This window comes from Kitasatospora sp. NPDC053057, from assembly GCF_044546945.1.
Taxonomy (GTDB): domain Bacteria; phylum Actinomycetota; class Actinomycetes; order Streptomycetales; family Streptomycetaceae; genus Kitasatospora.
In genome coordinates, this window is sequence record NZ_JBITZP010000013.1 from 155002 (window position 1) to 171603 (window position 16602).

Annotated in this window: 16 protein-coding genes and 2 tRNA genes; 14 read left to right on the forward strand and 4 right to left on the reverse strand. The window is 72.6% G+C overall.

From position 1 onward, the window contains the following. Window positions 1–18 precede the first annotated feature (18 nt). The 4 genes from ACIG5E_RS16595 (at window position 19) to ACIG5E_RS16610 (ending at window position 3396) form a co-directional block, all read left to right on the forward strand. Window positions 19–94 (forward strand) — tRNA-Thr (locus ACIG5E_RS16595). 201 nt (window positions 95–295) lie between these two features. Next, complete coding sequence (locus ACIG5E_RS16600) at window positions 296–964, forward strand: LuxR C-terminal-related transcriptional regulator (protein ID WP_396534124.1); 669 nt, start codon at window positions 296–298, stop codon at window positions 962–964. A gap of 278 nt (window positions 965–1242) precedes the next feature. Further along, window positions 1243–2205 carry a UDP-glucose 4-epimerase GalE gene (gene galE / locus ACIG5E_RS16605; protein ID WP_396534125.1) on the forward strand — a complete coding sequence of 321 codons (963 nt, stop codon included), beginning with the start codon at window positions 1243–1245 and terminating at the stop codon, window positions 2203–2205. A gap of 288 nt (window positions 2206–2493) precedes the next feature. Then, window positions 2494–3396: a LuxR C-terminal-related transcriptional regulator gene (locus ACIG5E_RS16610; RefSeq protein WP_396534126.1), complete on the forward strand. Its 903-nt coding sequence runs from the start codon at window positions 2494–2496 to the stop codon at window positions 3394–3396. A 62-nt stretch (window positions 3397–3458) separates the two neighbouring features. Here ACIG5E_RS16610 and ACIG5E_RS16615 read toward each other — a convergent pair whose 3' ends face one another. After that, window positions 3459–3956, reverse strand: coding sequence for a MarR family winged helix-turn-helix transcriptional regulator (locus ACIG5E_RS16615; protein ID WP_030290689.1), 498 nt, complete (start codon window positions 3954–3956; stop codon window positions 3459–3461). 110 nt (window positions 3957–4066) lie between these two features. On the opposite strand from ACIG5E_RS16615, the gene ACIG5E_RS16620 reads away from it, so the two are divergent. Further along, the gene (locus ACIG5E_RS16620) at window positions 4067–4858 is read left to right on the forward strand and encodes a methyltransferase domain-containing protein (RefSeq protein WP_396534127.1); all 792 of its coding nucleotides are present in this window, start codon (window positions 4067–4069) and stop codon (window positions 4856–4858) included. 91 nt (window positions 4859–4949) lie between these two features. Here ACIG5E_RS16620 and ACIG5E_RS16625 read toward each other — a convergent pair whose 3' ends face one another. Together ACIG5E_RS16625 and ACIG5E_RS16630 are read right to left on the reverse strand one after the other, a co-directional pair. Beyond that, on the reverse strand, window positions 4950–5552 hold the full coding sequence (locus tag ACIG5E_RS16625) for a TetR/AcrR family transcriptional regulator (RefSeq protein WP_396534161.1): 603 nt from the start codon (window positions 5550–5552) through the stop codon (window positions 4950–4952). A gap of 218 nt (window positions 5553–5770) precedes the next feature. After that, window positions 5771–6763 (reverse strand): acyl-CoA desaturase, encoded by a 993-nt coding sequence (locus ACIG5E_RS16630; protein WP_396534128.1) that lies wholly within the window; start codon window positions 6761–6763, stop codon window positions 5771–5773. 383 nt (window positions 6764–7146) lie between these two features. Here ACIG5E_RS16630 and ACIG5E_RS16635 point away from each other — a divergent pair, with 383 nt between their 5' ends. From ACIG5E_RS16635 to ACIG5E_RS16675, 9 genes are all read left to right on the forward strand, one after another. Beyond that, window positions 7147–7401, forward strand: a complete 255-nt coding sequence (locus ACIG5E_RS16635; RefSeq protein WP_396534129.1) for a hypothetical protein — start codon at window positions 7147–7149, stop codon at window positions 7399–7401. Between the two features lie 7 nt (window positions 7402–7408). Next, window positions 7409–7482, forward strand: a tRNA-Gln gene (locus tag ACIG5E_RS16640). Between the two features lie 142 nt (window positions 7483–7624). After that, window positions 7625–9079, forward strand: coding sequence for a bifunctional UDP-N-acetylglucosamine diphosphorylase/glucosamine-1-phosphate N-acetyltransferase GlmU (glmU, locus tag ACIG5E_RS16645; RefSeq protein WP_396534130.1), 1455 nt, complete (start codon window positions 7625–7627; stop codon window positions 9077–9079). Between the two features lie 201 nt (window positions 9080–9280). Then, entirely contained in the window at window positions 9281–10258 is a 978-nt protein-coding gene (locus ACIG5E_RS16650) for a ribose-phosphate diphosphokinase (protein WP_396534131.1), read from the forward strand. A gap of 301 nt (window positions 10259–10559) precedes the next feature. Beyond that, a complete protein-coding gene (locus ACIG5E_RS16655; RefSeq protein WP_396534132.1) occupies window positions 10560–11147 on the forward strand; it encodes a 50S ribosomal protein L25/general stress protein Ctc in 588 nt (195 codons plus the stop codon). A gap of 118 nt (window positions 11148–11265) precedes the next feature. Then, entirely contained in the window at window positions 11266–11844 is a 579-nt protein-coding gene (gene pth, locus ACIG5E_RS16660; protein WP_396534133.1) for an aminoacyl-tRNA hydrolase, read from the forward strand. 139 nt (window positions 11845–11983) lie between these two features. Further along, window positions 11984–12307: a hypothetical protein gene (locus ACIG5E_RS16665; RefSeq protein WP_396534134.1), complete on the forward strand. Its 324-nt coding sequence runs from the start codon at window positions 11984–11986 to the stop codon at window positions 12305–12307. Between the two features lie 93 nt (window positions 12308–12400). Next, the gene (locus tag ACIG5E_RS16670) at window positions 12401–12922 is read left to right on the forward strand and encodes a SigE family RNA polymerase sigma factor (protein ID WP_396534135.1); all 522 of its coding nucleotides are present in this window, start codon (window positions 12401–12403) and stop codon (window positions 12920–12922) included. Further along, window positions 12912–13685: a hypothetical protein gene (locus ACIG5E_RS16675; protein WP_396534136.1), complete on the forward strand. Its 774-nt coding sequence runs from the start codon at window positions 12912–12914 to the stop codon at window positions 13683–13685. Before ACIG5E_RS16670 ends, ACIG5E_RS16675 begins: the two co-directional genes overlap by 11 nt. Window positions 13686–13744: 59 nt before the next feature. On the opposite strand, the gene ppc is transcribed toward ACIG5E_RS16675, so the two are convergent. Next, window positions 13745–16480 (reverse strand): phosphoenolpyruvate carboxylase, encoded by a 2736-nt coding sequence (gene ppc, locus ACIG5E_RS16680; protein ID WP_396534162.1) that lies wholly within the window; start codon window positions 16478–16480, stop codon window positions 13745–13747. Window positions 16481–16602: the final 122 nt, after the last annotated feature.

Below are 16602 nucleotides of genomic sequence, written 5' to 3' on the forward strand. Positions count from 1 at the left end.
GGAAAACAAACCCGGCAAGCCCCTATAGCTCAGTCGGTAGAGCGTCTCCATGGTAAGGAGAAGGTCTGCGGTTCGATTCCGCATGGGGGCTCCACTGAAAGACCCTCGCCTCTCGGCGGGGGTCTTTCGCGTTCCCCCGGCTCGGACCCGCACCAGGTCCGCCCCCAGGCCCGCCCCGGGACCGGCGACACGCGGTGGCCTAGCGAGTCGGGTACGGAATGCGCTGTGATGGTGCGTCATCGGCCGTCCGCCCAAGGGGTGCGGGCGCGAGCCGGGCCCCGACCGGGAGGGCGTCATGGGTGTTCGACTCGTGGTGGTCGACGACCACCGGCTGCTGGCCGAGGCGCTGGCCACCGCGCTCCAACTGCGCGGCCACCGGGTGCTCGCGGTCGGCTCCCCGGCCGGCGTCGCCGCCGACCTGGTCGCCGGGCGGCGGCCCGAGGTGTGCCTGCTGGGGGTGTCCGCGCCGGGGGAGCCGGGCGCCTTCGACGGGCTGCGCCGGATCCGCCGGGAGCGCCCCGAGGTGGCCGTGATCGTTCTCGGGCCGGTCGGCGAACTCCGCGGTGTGGCCTGCGCGTTCGCGGCCGGAGCGGCGGGGTACGTGCCGAGCGACGAGCGGATCGAGGTGGTCGAGCGGGCGATCGGACGGGCCCGGGCGGGCGAGGCCGCGGTGGCGGTGGACGTCCTGCGCGGGGCCTTCGACCAACTGCTGCGCCCGGTGGCCGAACCGGACGACGAGGCGGTCCGGTTGCTGCGGCTGCTGACCCGCCGTGAGGTGCAGGTGCTGGCCCGGATCGCGGACGGCGAGGACACCGCGGCGATCGCCGCCGGGATGCGGATCGCCGCGAGCACCGCCCGGACCCACGTGCAGCGCGTGCTGATGAAGCTCGGCGCGCGCACCCGGCTGGAGGCGGCCGCGGTGGCCGCGCGCACCGGTCTGCTGGAGCGGATGGCCGGCGGCTGAGCAGAGCGGCGGGGAAGAGCGGCTGAGCAGAGCGACCAGGAAGAGCAGCCGGGAAGAGCAGCCGCGAAGAGCGCCGGGAAGATCGCCGAGGAGAGCGGCCCGCGAGGACGGCCGCGGGCGCCTGTGGAGGTCGGCTGAGGACTGGGTGAGAATGCGCGGGAGCGACCGCCCGGGTGGTCGGGAGCACACCGCCGGGCAGGGACAATTGACCCCAGTCGTTCGCATTCCGTCGATGGCGCCGCCGACCGGGCGGACCATCGCCCGCTGGAGGTCTCATCATGAGTAAGTACCTGGTCACGGGTGGCGCCGGCTACGTCGGCAGTGTGGTGGCCGCCCACCTGCTGGAGGCGGGTCACCAGGTGACCGTCCTGGACGACCTCTCGACCGGCTTCCGCGAGGGCGTCCCGACGGGTGCCGAGTTCGTCGAGGGCCGGATCCAGGAGGCCGACAAGGTGCTGGACGGCTCCTTCGACGGCGTGCTGCACTTCGCCGCCTCCTCGCAGGTCGGCGAGTCGGTCGTGGACCCGGAGAAGTACTGGCGCAACAACGTGGCCGGTTCGCTGGAGCTGATCACCGCGATGCGCGCGGCGGGCGTGCGCAAGCTGGTGTTCTCCTCCACCGCCGCCGTGTACGGCGAGCCGGAGGTCGTGCCGATCGCCGAGACCGCCCGGACCTCGCCGACCAACACCTACGGCGCCAGCAAGCTCGCCATGGACCACATGATCACCAGCGAGGCCGTCGCGCACGGCCTGGCCGCCGTCTCGCTGCGCTACTTCAACGTGGCCGGCGCGTACGGCGCCTACGGCGAGCGCCACGACCCCGAGTCGCACCTGATCCCGCTGGTCTTCCAGGCCGCGCTCGGGCAGCGCCCGCACATCGCGGTGTTCGGCGACGACTACCCGACCCCGGACGGCACCTGCATCCGCGACTACATCCACGTCGCCGACCTGGCCGACGCCCACCTGCTGGCGCTGGACGCCGCCAAGCCGGGCGAGCACCTGATCTGCAACCTGGGCAACGGCAGCGGTTTCTCGGTGCGCGAGGTGATCGAGTCGGTCAAGCGCGTCACCGGCCGGGAGATCCCGGTGCAGGTCGCCGGTCGCCGGGCCGGCGACCCGGCCGTGCTGGTGGCCTCCGCCGAGCGCGCCCACGAGGCGCTGGGCTGGACGCCGCGCCGCCCGAACCTGGACGACATCGTCGCCGACGCCTGGAAGTTCGCCCTGGAGAAGAGCGGCAACTAGGGCCGGTCGGCCTGCAGCGGCCAACCGCCCGTCGCGGCCGGTCAGTTGGACGGTTCCCCGAGCCGCCCGACTGCCCGGCCCGCCACTCGCGCCACTCCTGGCGAAACTCACCGAACCGCCACGGGAGCGTTTCCCGGCCCGTACGCTGAGTGCGGTACCGGTGGGGGCCGGCGCCCTTTCGGCCTCACCGGCCACCGGTGGGCGGGCGGAGCGGAGGGTCCGGAACGCGGACGCCGGACCGGTCCCCGCCTCCCGGGCTCGGGGTGCTCTGAGCAGGGGGTAGTGACGATGGGGCGGATCCGGGTCCTGGTGGTCGACGGCCACCGGATCTTCGCCGAGGCGCTGGCCGCGGCCCTGGCCGCCGAGCCCGACGTGGAGGTGGGCGCGGCCGGCAGCGCGGCCGCCGCCGAGCGGGCGCTGGAGCGCGCCGCCGCCGAGGGCCGGGCCTACGACGTGGCTCTGATCGACGCCGACCTGGGGGCCGAGGCCGCCGGGCCGGGTGCCCGGGCCAGGCCCGGTGGCGAACCGGCCGAGGAGGTCCGGCGCCGCCCGCCCCCGGCCGTACCGCCGCCGCGACGACCGGGCGCCGCGCCCGCGGTCCCGGCGGCCGGCGCCCGCCCCACCGAGCAGATGCGCGCCGACCAGCTCCGTGCCGACCAGCTCAGGCCCGCCGCCCCGCCGCCGGACGGCATCACCCTGCTCGGCCGGCTCCGCCGGGCCCACCCGGGGCTGCGCGCGGTGGTGCTGGCCACCGCCGACGACCCGCACCGCGCCGCCCGGGCGCTGCACGCGGGTGCCACCGGCTGGGTGGCGAAGGAGAGTTCGCTGGCCCGGCTGCTCGCGGTGGTCCGGGGGGTGCTGCGGGACGAGACGCACCTGCCGCCCGCGCTGCTCACCGGGGTGATCCGCGAGCTCACCACCGCCCGGCGGGACCGTACGGAGAGCGAGCGGTTGGTCGACACCCTGACGCCGCGGGAGAGGCAGATCCTGCGCTGCATGGTGGCGGGCCTGGGCCGGCAGGCGGTCGCGGAGCGGCTGTACCTGTCGCCGCACACCGTTCGCACCCACATGCAGAACGTGCTGGGGAAGCTGGGGGTGCACTCCACGCTGGCCGCCGTCGCGGTGGCCCGCCGGGCCGGGGTCAGTCCCGCGGAGCCGGCCGTGCCGCCGTCCATCGCCTCCGCCCCGTAGCCGGAGCCCGGGGGAACTCAGCCCGAGGGAACTCAGTCCGAGGGAACTCAGTCCGAGGGAACTCAGCCCGGGATGTTGTCGAACGGTGCGACCAGCAGCCGCAGCAGGGCGGCGAGTTCGCCCTGCTGGCCGGAGCTGAGCTGGGCCAGCAGTTCGCGCTCGTGCGTCAGCAGGCCGGCCAGCGCCTGGTCGGCGCGGTCGCGGCCGTCGTCGGTGAGCCGGACGAGCACGCCGCGGCGGTCGTCCGGGTCGGGCAGGCGCTTGACCAGGCCCTTGCCGGTGAGGCGGTCGATCCGGTTGGTCATGGTGCCGGAGGTGACCAGCGTCTGGGTGAGCAGCTGGCCGGGGGAGAGCTGGTAGGGGGAGCCGGCCCGCCGCAGGGCGGTCAGGACGTCGAACTCCCAGGGCTCCAGGCCGTGCTCGGCGAAGGCGGTGCGGCGGGCGCGGTCGAGATGGCGGGCGAGCCGGCTGACCCGGCTGAGCACCTCCAGCGGCTCCACGTCGAGGTCGGGGCGCTCCCGGCGCCATGCTGCGACCAGCCTGTCGACCTCGTCCTCCATGACGATCAGTGTATCGGTGGATGTGTCGATGTGAAGTCTCTTGACATCGAGAAATGTGCAAGCGAGGCTACAGGAGATATCTTGATGTCGAGATACCTGCGAGGTGAATCATGACCAGCCCCGTCTGGGACCCGGCGCAGTACCTGCGCTTCGCCGACGAACGCACCCGCCCGCTGCGCGACCTGCTCGCCCGCGTCCCCGCCCTGCCGAACGAGCCCGCCGCGACGATCCTCGACATCGGCTGCGGCCCCGGCAACTCCACCGCCGTCCTGCGCGAACGCTGGCCGCAGGCCCGGATCACCGGAGTCGACAACTCCGCACCGATGCTGGAGACCGCCCGCACCGAGGGCGAGCCCACCGCCGACTACCTGCTCGCCGACGCCCGCGACTACGACCCGGCCCCGGCCGGGCCCGACCTGATCGCCTCGAACGCGACCCTCCAGTGGGTGGACGGGCACCTGGCGGTGCTGGCGCGCTGGGCGGACGCCCTCAAGCCCGGCGGGGTCGTCGCCTTCCAGGTGCCCGGCAACTTCGAGGCCCCCAGCCACACCCTGCTCGCCGAACTGCGCCGCAGCCCCCGCTGGCGTGACGCCCTCGGCACCGACGCCGTCCGGGGCGGCGTCCACCAGCCGGGGCAGTACCTGGACGCCCTCGCCGGGGCCGGCTGCGCCGTCGACGTCTGGGAGACCACCTACAGCACCCTGCTGCCCGGGCCGGACCCGGTGCTGGAGTGGGTCAAGGGGACCGCGCTGCGCCCGGTCCTCGGCCGGCTCACCGACCCCGCCGACCGGGCCGCCTTCCTCGCCGAGTACGGGCAGCTGCTGCGCGAGGCCTACCCGGCCGGGCCGTACGGGACGGTCTTCCCGTTCCGGCGGATCTTCGCGGTCGGGGTGAAGCAGTAAAAGCGGAACAGTAAGGACGGAGCAGTAAGGACGGAGCGGCAAAGGCGGAGCAGCAAGAACGGAGCAGCGGGGGGAACGACAGCAGCCGGGCTCAGGCCTTGCGGTCGCCGACCAGCCTCGGGTGCCGCTCCAGGCCCTCCAGCCCGTGCCAGGCCAGGTTCACCAGGTGCGCCGCCACCGTCGCCTTGTCCGGCTTGCGGACCTCCAGCCACCACTGGCCGGTCAGCGCGACCATCCCGACCAGCATCTGCGAGTACATCGGGGCCAGCCGGGCGTCGAAGCCCCGGGACTTGAACTCCAGGCCGAGGATGTCCTCGACCTGGGTCGCGATGTCGCTGATCAGCGAGGCGAAGGTGCCGGTCGACTGGGCCACCGGCGAGTCCCGGACCAGGATCCGGAAGCCGTCCGTCGAGGTGTCGATGTAGTCCATCAGCGCGAACGCCGCTTGCTCCAGCAACTCGCGCGAGTGCCCGCCGGTGAGCGCCCCCGTCACCATGTCCAGCAGCAGCTGCATCTCGCGGTCCACCACCACCGCGTAGAGCCCCTCCTTGCCCCCGAAGTGCTCGTACACCACGGGCTTGGAGACGCCGGCGCGCTCGGCGATCTCCTCCACCGAGGTGCCGTCGTAGCCGCGCTCCGCGAAGACCGTCCGGCCGATCTCCAGCAGCTGTTCCCGGCGCTGCTTGCCGGTCATCCGGACGCGGCCGCCCCGCCGGCGCGGGGCGGGCGCCGTTCCGGGCACCGCGTCCGCGGGGCCTTCACCGCCGCCGACGGAGGCCGCGCCCGCCGCAGCGGCGGCCAGCGGACGGGCCGACGCCGTTCCGGGCGCCGCGTCCGTCCGCGTGCTGTGGTGACCGCCTGTGCTGTCTGCGCTGCTCCCGTTCACCCCTACATCATGCTGGAAGCGCCGCCTCATGCTGCGCGGCGGGCGGCGATCCGCTGCGCGTCAGGCCAGCGGACGTCCCGGACCCAGCCGGCCAGCTCGAACCAGCGGATCAGCCGGGCCGAGGAGTCGATCTGTCCGCGCAGCACCCCGTGCCGGGCCGAGGTCGGGTCGGCGTGGTGCAGGTTGTGCCAGGACTCGCCGCAGGAGAGCACCGCGAGCCACCAGACGTTGCCGGAGCGGTCCCGGGAGCGGAACGGGCGCCGGCCGATCGCGTGGCAGATCGAGTTGATCGACCAGGTGACGTGGTGCAGCAGCGCGACCCGGACCAGCGAACCCCAGAAGAAGGCGGACAGCGCGCCCTCCCAGTCCAGGCTCACCAGGCCGCCGACCAGCGCGGGCAGCAGCAGCGAGATGGTGGTCCAGAGCCAGAACAGCCGGGAGATCCGCCGCATGGCCGGATCGCCGACCAGGTCCGGCGCGTACTTGAGCTGCGAGGTCTGCTCCTCGTCGAACATCCAGCCCATGTGCGCCCACCACAGGCCCTTGATCAGTGCGGGGACGCTCTCGCCGTAGCGCCACGGCGAGTGCGGGTCGCCGTCCTTGTCGCTGAACCGGTGGTGCTTGCGGTGGTCGGCCACCCAGCGCACCAGCGGGCCCTCGACCGCCAGGCTGCCGACGACCGCCAGGACCAGCCGCATCGGGCGGGAGGCCTTGAAGGCACCGTGGGTGAAGTAGCGGTGGTAGCCGACGGTGATGCCGTGACAGGTGAGGAAGTACATGGCGACGGTGACCGCCGCGTCCGTCCAGCCGAGCCCCCACCCCCAGGCCACGGGTACCGCGGCGACCAGGGCGGCGAACGGCACGAGGATGAACAGGGCGAGCGCGATCCGTTCGGCGAGGCCCTGTTTCTCGCCGCCGCGGGTGGCGGATAGCCGGGTGGCGGCGTCGGCGGAGGGATCGGAGGAAGGATCGGGAAGCGCGGTGGCCCCCGAGCGCTCCTCGCCGGCCTGGATGGTCATGGGCGTCCCTTCGCGGCGTCCCGGACCCGGGACAGGCGGAGCCTACGTTTGCGTAACCTACGGCATCGTAGGTTGCGCTCCGTGTCCAGGGGAACACACCGCAGCGCGGCGCTCGGGTGAATTCACCCGACCGGATGGATGAACCCTGGATCCGTCCCACGATGGGACGACTCGCACACAGACTCATCGCATGCGACCGAAGATCGAACAGCGCGAAGCCGCCCGCCGCCTCTGCTGCGAGGGACGGACCTACGACGAGATCCAGGCCGAGCTAGGGGTGTCGAAGAGCTCGATCTCCCTTTGGGTGCGGGATCTGCCGCGGCCGGTCACTCGCCGAGAGCAGTCACAGAGGGGTCCCCCGCGAGCGGTGGCGGTTGAGGATCATGATCCATGACAGTGCGGACGTTGCCGCAGCCCAGCGCCACTGGGTGGAGGTCACGGGCATCGCGGCGGAGCGCTTCGGGCGCATGACTCTCAAGCGCCACTCGGCCAAGACCGCCCGGCGGAACACCGGCGACGGGTATCGCGGCTGTCTGGTGGTCGGCGTGCTCGGCGGAGCGGACCTGTACCGCCGAATTGAGGGATGGTGGATCGGTATAGCCGATACCCAGAGCGGGGGTCACTCGGGTAGTGTCTGAGCAACTATCCGCCGTGGTGTAATGGCAGCACAGGGCCCTTTGGAGGCCTTTGTCTGGGTTCGAATCCTAGCGGCGGAGCCAGCGGCCCCTCTGAGCCGGGCCTATCGACTGGGCGCCGGTATTGTCGGTGCTGCTCGGCGGACTGTGCGGTTGGTGACCGGCCTGGGTCCGGGCCGGGCCTGCTCTGCCCTCTCTCGCGAACCTTAATGAGGAGCCTCCCCGCATGGGTGCCAATTCGCTTGCCGCCGTTGTCGTGCTCGCCGCCGGTGGTGGGACCCGGATGAAGTCGAACAAGCTGCCCAAGGTGCTGCACGAGGTGTGCGGGCGCTCGCTGGTGGGGCACGCGGTGTCGGCGGCCGGGGAACTGATGCCGGGGCAGCTCGTCGTGGTCGTCGGGCACCAGCGCGAGCAGGTCGAGGAGCACCTGGCGGCGCACTACCCGGGCGTGCGCCCGGTGGTGCAGGAGGAGCAGAACGGCACCGGCCACGCGGTGCGCACCGCGCTGGAGGCGCTGGCCGCCGACGGCGTGACGCTGGACGGCACGGTGATCGTCACCGCCGGGGACTCCCCGCTGCTGACCGGCGACACCCTGCGCCGGCTGGCGAAGTCGCACGAGGCGCAGCAGAACGGCGTCACCGTGCTGACCGCCGTCGTCCCGGAGCCCTTCGGCTACGGCCGGATCCTGCGCGACGAGGACGGCACGGTCGCCGCGATCGTCGAGGAGCGGGACGCCACCGACACCCAGCGCGCGATCGCCGAGATCAACTCGGGCGTCTTCGCCTTCGACGCCAAGCTGCTCGCCGAGGCGCTGGCCGAGCTCACCACGGACAACTCGCAGGGCGAGGAGTACCTGACCGACACCCTGGAGATCCTGCGCAAGGCCGGGCACCGGGTCGGCGCCGTGGTCGCCGAGGACCACCGGGACATCCTGGGCATCAACGACCGGGTCCAGCTGGCGCAGGCCCGCCGGCTGCTGAACGACCGCCTGCTGGAGCGGGCGATGCGCGCCGGCGTCACCGTGGTGGACCCGGCCACCACCTGGGTCGACGTCCAGGTGACGTACGAGCCGGACGCCGTCGTGCTGCCGAACACCCAGCTGCAGGGCGCGACCCACCTGGGCGAGGGCTGCGAGGTGGGCCCGAACTCCACCCTGAAGGACACCCTGGTCGGCGCCGGCGCCCGTGTGAGCAACACCACGGCCGACCGCGCCGAGATCGGCGAGCTGGCCGCCACCGGCCCGTACGCCTACCTGCGGCCGGGGGCCAAGCTGGCCCGCAAGGCGAAGGTCGGCACCTACGTCGAGATCAAGAACTCCGAACTGGGCGAGGGCGCCAAGGTGCCGCACCTCTCCTACATCGGCGACGCCACCATCGGCGAGGGCACCAACGTCGGCGCGGCCTCGGTCACCGTGAACTACGACGGGGTCAACAAGCACCGCACGGTCATCGGCGCGCACTGCCGCACCGGCTCGGACAACATGTTCATCGCCCCGGTCACCGTCGGTGACGGTGCTTACACCGGCGCGGGCTCGGTGATCACCACCGACGTTCCGCCCGGCGCACTCGGCGTGAACCGCGCGCAGCAGCGCAACATCGAGGGCTGGGTCGAGCGCAAGCGCCCCGGGACGGTGTCCGCGCAGGCCGCGAAGGCCGCGGTGGACGGCGCCGGGGAGGTCTGACCGTCCGGCCGCGGGCCGGCCGGACGGTCCCGGGGCGGACGGTTTCCGCGCGGGCGCGTAACCTTGGGGACATACGTGCGCCACTGGGCCTACCGCCCGTGTCCAGGCGTACCGACAATTCCCTGATCCCCCGTGGGTGCCGGCTGCGCCTGCCCTCCTCGGGAGTGGGATTCAGCGTCCGCAACGCGAGGAGACGGTGCAGTGAGCGGGATCACGACGTCGGGTGAGAAGAAGCTCAAGCTCTTCTCCGGCCGTGCCCACCCGGAACTGGCGAGGGAGGTTGCCGAGGCGCTGGGGACCGAGCTGGTCCCGACCAAGGCCCTGGACTTCGCCAACGGCGAGATCTACGTCCGCTTCCTGGAGTCGGCCCGCGGCGCGGACTGCTTCGTGATGCAGAGCCACACGGCTCCCATCAACCAGTGGATCATGGAGCAGCTGATCATGATCGATGCTCTGAAGCGGGCCTCCGCCCGGAGCATCACCGCGATCCTGCCGTTCTACGGCTATGCCCGCCAGGACAAGAAGCACCTGGGCCGCGAGCCGATCTCGGCCCGCCTGATCGCCGACCTGCTGCGCCAGGCCGGTGCCGACCGCCTGATGGCCGTGGACCTGCACACCGCGCAGATCCAGGGCTTCTTCGAGGGCCCGGTGGACCACCTGTTCGCGCTGCCGCTGCTGGCCGACTACATCGGCGAGAAGGTGGACCGCTCGAAGCTGACCGTCGTCTCGCCGGACGCCGGCCGGGTCAAGGTCGCCGACCAGTGGTGCGACCGGCTGGACGCCCCGCTGGCGATCATCCACAAGCGCCGCGACATCACCCAGGCCAACACCATCCTGTCGGCCGACGTCGTCGGTGACGTCAAGGACCGGGTCTGCGTCCTGGTCGACGACATGATCGACACCGCCGGCACGATCTGCGCCGCCGCCGACGCGCTGTTCGAGAACGGCGCCGCGGACGTCCTGGTCGCCGCCACCCACGGCGTGCTCTCCGGCCCGGCCGCGGACCGGCTGAAGAACTCGCGGGTGAGCGAGTTCGTCTTCACCAACACGCTGCCCACCCCGGCGGAGCTCCAGCTGGACAAGATCACCACGCTGTCCATCGCCCCGTCGATCGCCGCCGCCATCCGCGAGGTGTTCGAGGAGGGCTCGGTCACCAGCCTCTTCGAGGGCGTGCACTGACGAAGCCCCGCGCAGGCGGCCCCGGACCATCGACGGTCCGGGGCCGCCGCCGTTTCGCGGGAGGGCGCCGATTTCGCGGGAGGGGGTCGGTGCGGTTAGACTCGTGAAACTGCTCGGCGAGGGATGCCGTGTGCCTGCTCGACGGGCACCGACACCGTGATCGACGCGCTGCCGGTAGCGGATTCCGTCCGCCGGCAGAGGCCGTTACCGCCGAGTGACCCCCGAACGTACTGAGGGTGTGGTCCCGGCGGTTTTTCGCGTTGCCTGCACCCCCGCGCCAGTCTTCCCGAGGAGTGCAGTCGTGTCCGAGATCCGCCTTGCCGCTGAGACCCGTACCGAGTTCGGCAAGGGTGCCGCCCGTCGCGCCCGCCGCGCCGGCTTCGTCCCCGGTGTCGTCTACGGCCACGGCCACACCCCGGTTCACCTGAACCTGCCCGGCCACGACCTGATGATGGCCCTCAAGACCCCGAACGCCCTGCTGGTCGTTCCGATCGAGGGCAAGGACGAGTACGTCCTGCCGAAGGCCGTCCAGCGCGAGGCCATCAAGCGCACCATCGAGCACGTCGACCTGCTGCTGGTCAAGCGTGGCGAGAAGGTCACCGTCGAGATTCCGGTCCACACCGAGGGCGAGCTGGCCGCCGGTGGCAACCTGCTGGAGCACGTCCTGCAGGCCCTGCCGATCGAGGCCGAGGCCACCCACCTGCCCGAGGCCGTCACCGTCTCCGTCGAGGGCCTGGAGGCCGGTGCCTCCGTTCTCGCCAAGGACATCGTCCTGCCGGCCAACGTCTCGCTGGCCGTCGACGCCGACGCCGTCGTGCTGCAGGTCATCGCCGCCCAGGCCGCCCCGGCCGAGGAAGAGGGCGCCGAGGCCGAGGGCGCCGAGGCCTGAGCCTCGTAGCCTTCACGGCTTTTGACCGCTGCCCCGGTCGCTCCCCTGGAGCGGCCGGGGCAGCGGTGTGTCCGGGATGATGACGTCGAGCGCGGATTCGAGCGCGAAGGAGAGAGGCATGGCCGAGGATTACGACGGGCCCTGGCTGGTGGTCGGGCTGGGCAACCCGGGGGAGCAGTACGCCAGGAACCGGCACAACATCGGCTTCATGGTGGTGGACCTGCTGGCGCAGCGGATGGGCGCCAAGTTCAAGGCGCACAAGAGCCGGGCGCAGGTGGCCGAGGGCCGGCTGGCGGGCAAGCGGGTGGTGCTGGCCAAGCCGATGTCCTTCATGAACCTCTCGGGCGGGCCGGTGACGGCGCTGCGGGACTTCTACAAGGTGCCGGCCTCGGCGCTGATCGCCGTCCACGACGAGCTGGACATCGACTACGCGGCGCTGCGGCTGAAGCTGGGCGGCGGGGACAACGGCCACAACGGGCTGAAGTCGATCACCAAGTCGCTGGGCCCGGACTACCACCGGGTGCGCTGCGGGATCGGCCGTCCGCCGGGCCGGATGGAGGTCGCGGACTTCGTGCTGAAGGACTTCTCCTCGACCGAGCGCAAGGAGCTGGAGTGGTTCGTGGACCGCTCGGCGGACGCCGTGGAGGCGCTGCTGTCCGAGGGGCTGGAGCGGGCGCAGGGCACGTACAACTCCTGACGTCTCGTCATGTGCACGGTGTGCCGGGTACACAACAGTCGTACAACGCTTGCCCCGCCAAACCTGAATCCGTGTGAGAAGCCTGTGCGGGATCGGATAGCGTCGGCCTGGTACGCGAACGGGTCCTGGGGAGTTCTCGATGCGGAGATTGCGTCCGGTCCGCCGACTTCGGCGGCTCCGGGTGGTCCGGCTGAAGCAGCTCGGACGACGGGTGGGCACCGCCGGTGCGCTGGGGGCGGCCGGGATGCTGCTGTCCAGCGGTGCGGTGGCACACGCCGATCCGGTGGCCGAGCCGGATCCGGGGGTCACGCCGGAGCCCGCGGCGGCGCAGTTCGGGCCGGTGCTGGGCGATCCGGTCGGCCCGGACGCCGGGCTGCTGGCGGTCGGCGGGGGCCTGGTGGTCGCGGCCGGCGGAGCGGCGCTGTGGCTGAAGCGCCGGCGCACGGGCGAGCCCGCGGAGTAGGAACGTGAGGTGAGGGGCCGGTGTCCACGGGAGTGGGCACCGGCCCCTCGCCGTCTTGTCATCCGTTTCTGGCGGGTGGGGCGTCATGAGGGTATGAAGCGCGAATCGATGCGCCCGGGGGGTTCCGGATCCGACCCGTTCGACGAGTTCGTCGCGGCGCGGTACCAGGCCCTCCTGCGGGGGGCGTACCTGATCACCGGGGATGTTCACGACGCCCGGGACCTGTTGCACGACGCCCTGGCACGGGTGTACCCGAAACGGTCGGCGATCCGGGAGCCCGGGGCGGCCGAGGGGTACGTCCGCAGGACGATGGTCCGCACCCACGTCTCGCGGTGGCGCCGGACCAGGCGCGAGGTGCTGACGGCCGCCCTGCCGGACGGGCCCGCGGTCCAGGAGGCCGAGCGGGACGGGCAGTTGGTGGCGGCGCTGGCCGGGCTGCCGCGGCGGCAGCGGGCGGCGGTGGTGCTGCGCTACTACCTGGACCTGTCCGTCGCCCAGGTGGCGGTGGAGCTGGGGTGCTCGGTGACCACGGCGAAGACCCACCTGGCGCGGGGGATCAAGGCGCTTCGACAGGAACTGGAACCGGCGAGGGAGTTGGTGGGGCGTGAGCGCTGAGGACGGGTTCGAGGAGGAGCTGACCGTCCGGCTCGGGGCACGTGCGGCGGGGATCGGCGGCAGCCCGCCGCTGGCCGAGCTGCGCGAGGCGGGGCGCCGGCGGGCGCGGCGGCAGGGAGTCGTACGGGCGGTCACGGCGGTGGCGGTGCTGGCGGTCGGCGCGGGGGCGCTGACACAGCTGGGCGGCGGAGGGGGTGCGGGTTCGGGTACCGGGCCGGCGGGGGCCCCGATCGTGAAGCCGTCCGTGACCCAGAGCAGGACGTCGTCGTCGTCGCGGGGGGCGGAGACCGACGAGCGGGTGAAGACCGTCCTGAGCTGCCAGAGCGGGCCGTCCTCGGCACCGGCGTCGTACCAGCAGGGGAGGGCGGACCTGGTGGCGGCGGGCCAGGCGGTCGAGCGGATGGCGCGGCAGGAGTACGGGGACCACTACTTCGCGACCTGCCTGGACACGGCCGCGGCCACGCTGGTCGTGATGCGCAGCCCGGGCCCGACGGGCCTGGACGCCGCCGTGTCGCGGGCCGTGTCCCAGTGGCCCGAGGTGAAGCCGCGGTTCGTCGCCGCGCCCTCGTACCCCTCGCAGCTGACCCTCGCCAAGGAGATCCGCGCGGAGGCCGGGGACTGGGCGGCGTCGAAGGGCGTGTACATCGCGTGGGTGGAGATCGCCCTGGACGGCAAGGGGGTGATCGTCCACACCCCGGAGCCGGAGACCGCCCGGGCGGAGATCGTCCGGGAGTACGGGAACCTGGTCTCGGTCAGCCTCTGAAACGGCGTGGGGCCGGTGCTCGTGGAGAGCACCGGCCCCGACGCGTGTCCGAGCGGTCGTCAGCCGGTGTTGCGCAGGCCGGCGGCGATGCCGTTGACGGTGAGCAGCAGCGCGCGGGCGCGCAGCGGGTCCTCGTGGCGGCCGGCCGCGACCTCCTCGCGCTGGCGGCGCAGCAGCGCGACCTGGAGGTAGGAGATCGGGTCGAGGTAGGCGTCGCGGACGGTGAAGGTCTGCTTCAGCACCGGGTTGTGCTCCAGCAGTTCGCTCTCGCCGGTGAGCCGCAGCACCTCGCGCAGGGTGAGCTCGTGCTCGGTGACGATCTGGTCGAAGATGTGCCGCAGCTCGGCGGGCACCAGCTGCTCGACGTAGTGGCGGGCGATCCGCAGGTCGGTCTTGGCCAGCGTCATGGCGACGTTGGACAGGAAGTTGCGGAAGAAGTGCCACTGGCCGTACATCTCGTCCAGCACGTCGCCGAGGCCGGCCGCGCGGGCGGCGGCGAGGCCGGAGCCGACGCCGTACCAGCCGGGGACGATCTGGCGGGACTGGGTCCAGCCGAACACCCACGGGATGGCCCGCAGGCCGTCCAGCCCGGCGCCGGAGTCGGGGCGGCGGGACGGGCGGGAGCCCAGGTGCAGCGAGGCGAGCTGGTCGACCGGGGTGGCGGCGAAGAAGTACTTCGGCAGGTCCTCCTGGTCGACCAGGGCGCGGTAGGAGGTGTGGGCGGCCTCGGAGACCCGGTCCATCGCGGCGTCCCAGCGGGCCAGTTCCTCGGGGGCCTGGCGCGGGGCGGTGTGCAGCGCGGAGGCGGCGAGGGTGGCGGAGATGGTCAGCTCCAGGTTCTCCCGGGCGAGGGAGGGGAGCAGGTACTTGTCGGAGATGACCTCGCCCTGCTCGGTGACCTTGATCTCGCCCTCCAGGGTGCCCCAGGGCTGGGCCAGGATGGCCTCGTGCGAGGGGCCGCCGCCGCGGCCGACGGTGCCGCCGCGGCCGTGGAACAGGCGCAGCCGGATGCCGTAGCGGTGGGCGACGTCGCGCAGCCGGCGCTGGGCGCGGTGGATCTCCCACTGGGAGGTGGTGATGCCGCCGAACTTGGAGGAGTCGGAGTAGCCGAGCATGACCTCCTGGATGTCGCCGCGCAGCGAGACGAGCAGCCGGTAGGAGGGGTCGGAGAGCATCTCGTCCAGGATGCGGTCGGCCTGCTGGAGCTCCTCGGTGGTCTCCAGCAGCGGCACGATGCCGATCTTGGCGATCCCGGAGTGCAGGTCGATCAGGCCGGCCTCGCGGGCCAGCACCGTGGCGGCGAAGACGTCGTCGGCGCCCTGGCACATCGAGATGATGTAGCTCTCGACGATCTCGTCGCCGAAGCGCTCGAAGCCCTCGCGGATGGTGTTGAAGACGCCCAGGGTCTTGGTGCCGGCCTCGTCCAGCGGGGCCGGGGTGGGGGCGAGCGGGCGGCGCGAGCGCAGCTCCTTGGCGAGCAGCTTCTGCCGGTACTCGCGGGGCATGTCGGCGTAGCGCCAGGCCTCCTCGCCGAGCCGGTCGAAGAGCTGGCCGAGGGCGTGGTGGTGGGCCTCGGCGTGCTCGCGCACGTCCATGGTGGCGAGCTGGAGGCCGAAGGCCTCGATGGTGCGGATGGCGCGGGCGAGGCGGCCGTCGGCGATCAGCTCGCCGCGGTGGGCGCGCAGCGAGTCCTGGATCAGCCGCAGGTCGGCGATCAGCTCGCGGGTGCCGACGTAGTCGCGGCCCTCGACGTGCGGGGTGCCGCCGGCCAGGCGCTCGCGGGTGTTCTCCAGCTTGAGCCGGATGCAGGTGGCCTTGAGGCGGTAGGGCTCCTCGGCGTTCATCCGCTTGTAGCGGGGGCTGAGTTCGGGGAGCAGGTGCAGGTCGGTGTTGAGCGAGGCGAGCAGTTCGACCGAGGCGCCGGCCAGCCGCTCGGAGGTGGAGAGGGTGTTGCGCAGCTCGTCGATCGCGGCGAGGGCGTCCTTGATGCCGTACTCGTGCTGGAGGTTGAGGACGTCCCAGGTGACCTGCGGGGTGACGTTGGGGTTGCCGTCGCGGTCGCCGCCGATCCAGGTGCCGAAGGTGAGCGGGCGCACGCCGTCGGGCAGGCCGAGGCCGACCCGGGCGAGCTCCTCGTGCAGCTCCTCCAGGACCTCGGGGACGGCCTCGCGGTAGAGCTCGTCCAGGTAGTAGACGGCGTTGCGGGCCTCGTCGGTGGGCTCGGGGCGGGCGATGCGCAGTTCGTCGGTCTGCCAGAGCAGGTCGATGACCTCGGCGAGGCGGCGGTCGGCCGAGCGCTTGGCGCTGCTGGTGCGGGCCGGGTCGGCGGCGGCCAGGCCGGAGGTGAGCTCCTCGCGGTGGATGCGGTCGAGGAGTTCGCCGATCCGGCGCAGCTTGTTGAGCACGCTGCGGCGGGCGGCCTCGGTGGGGTGGGCGGTGAAGACCGGGCGGACCGCGAGGTGGGCCAGGGTGTCCTCGAGGTGCTTGGGGTCGGCGTCGGCGAGCTGGTCGGCGGTCTGCGCGAGCAGCGAGCCCTCGCGGGCGCGACGGGTGGCGAACTCCCGGCCGCGGTGCACCTGCTCGGTGACGTTGGCGAGGTGGAAGTAGGTGGAGAAGGCGCGGACCAGCTTCGCCGCGGTGTCCAGGTCGATGTCGGAGAGGAGTTCGGCGGTGGCCTCGCCGTCGGTGCGGCTGAGCAGGCGGACCTGTTCGACCAGGCCCAGCAGCTGGGGGCCCTCCTGGCGGACCAGCGTCTCGCCGAGCAGGTCGCCGAGGCGGCGGATGTCCGCGCGCAGGGCCGAGTTGTCTGCGGCTGCGCCGGCGGCGAGAACGGTGGGGCTGTCCGCCGGGGTGGGGACCGGAGCGGTCACGGCTGGCTCCCTGTGGTGGTGGGGTTCGGCAACGGCTCATCGTCACA

Coding starts and splice junctions, on each gene's coding strand:
- glmU (WP_396534130.1), top strand. CDS start 7,625: ATGGGTGCCAATTCGCTTGCCGCCGTTGTCGTGCTCGCCGCCGGTGGT.
- ACIG5E_RS16620 (WP_396534127.1), top strand. CDS start 4,067: ATGACCAGCCCCGTCTGGGACCCGGCGCAGTACCTGCGCTTCGCCGAC.
- ACIG5E_RS16610 (WP_396534126.1), top strand. CDS start 2,494: ATGGGGCGGATCCGGGTCCTGGTGGTCGACGGCCACCGGATCTTCGCC.
- ACIG5E_RS16615 (WP_030290689.1), bottom strand. CDS start 3,956: ATGGAGGACGAGGTCGACAGGCTGGTCGCAGCATGGCGCCGGGAGCGC.
- ACIG5E_RS16625 (WP_396534161.1), bottom strand. CDS start 5,552: ATGACCGGCAAGCAGCGCCGGGAACAGCTGCTGGAGATCGGCCGGACG.
- ACIG5E_RS16635 (WP_396534129.1), top strand. CDS start 7,147: ATGATCCATGACAGTGCGGACGTTGCCGCAGCCCAGCGCCACTGGGTG.
- ACIG5E_RS16670 (WP_396534135.1), top strand. CDS start 12,401: ATGAAGCGCGAATCGATGCGCCCGGGGGGTTCCGGATCCGACCCGTTC.
- pth (WP_396534133.1), top strand. CDS start 11,266: ATGGCCGAGGATTACGACGGGCCCTGGCTGGTGGTCGGGCTGGGCAAC.
- ACIG5E_RS16600 (WP_396534124.1), top strand. CDS start 296: ATGGGTGTTCGACTCGTGGTGGTCGACGACCACCGGCTGCTGGCCGAG.
- ACIG5E_RS16630 (WP_396534128.1), bottom strand. CDS start 6,763: ATGACCATCCAGGCCGGCGAGGAGCGCTCGGGGGCCACCGCGCTTCCC.
- ACIG5E_RS16665 (WP_396534134.1), top strand. CDS start 11,984: ATGCGGAGATTGCGTCCGGTCCGCCGACTTCGGCGGCTCCGGGTGGTC.
- galE (WP_396534125.1), top strand. CDS start 1,243: ATGAGTAAGTACCTGGTCACGGGTGGCGCCGGCTACGTCGGCAGTGTG.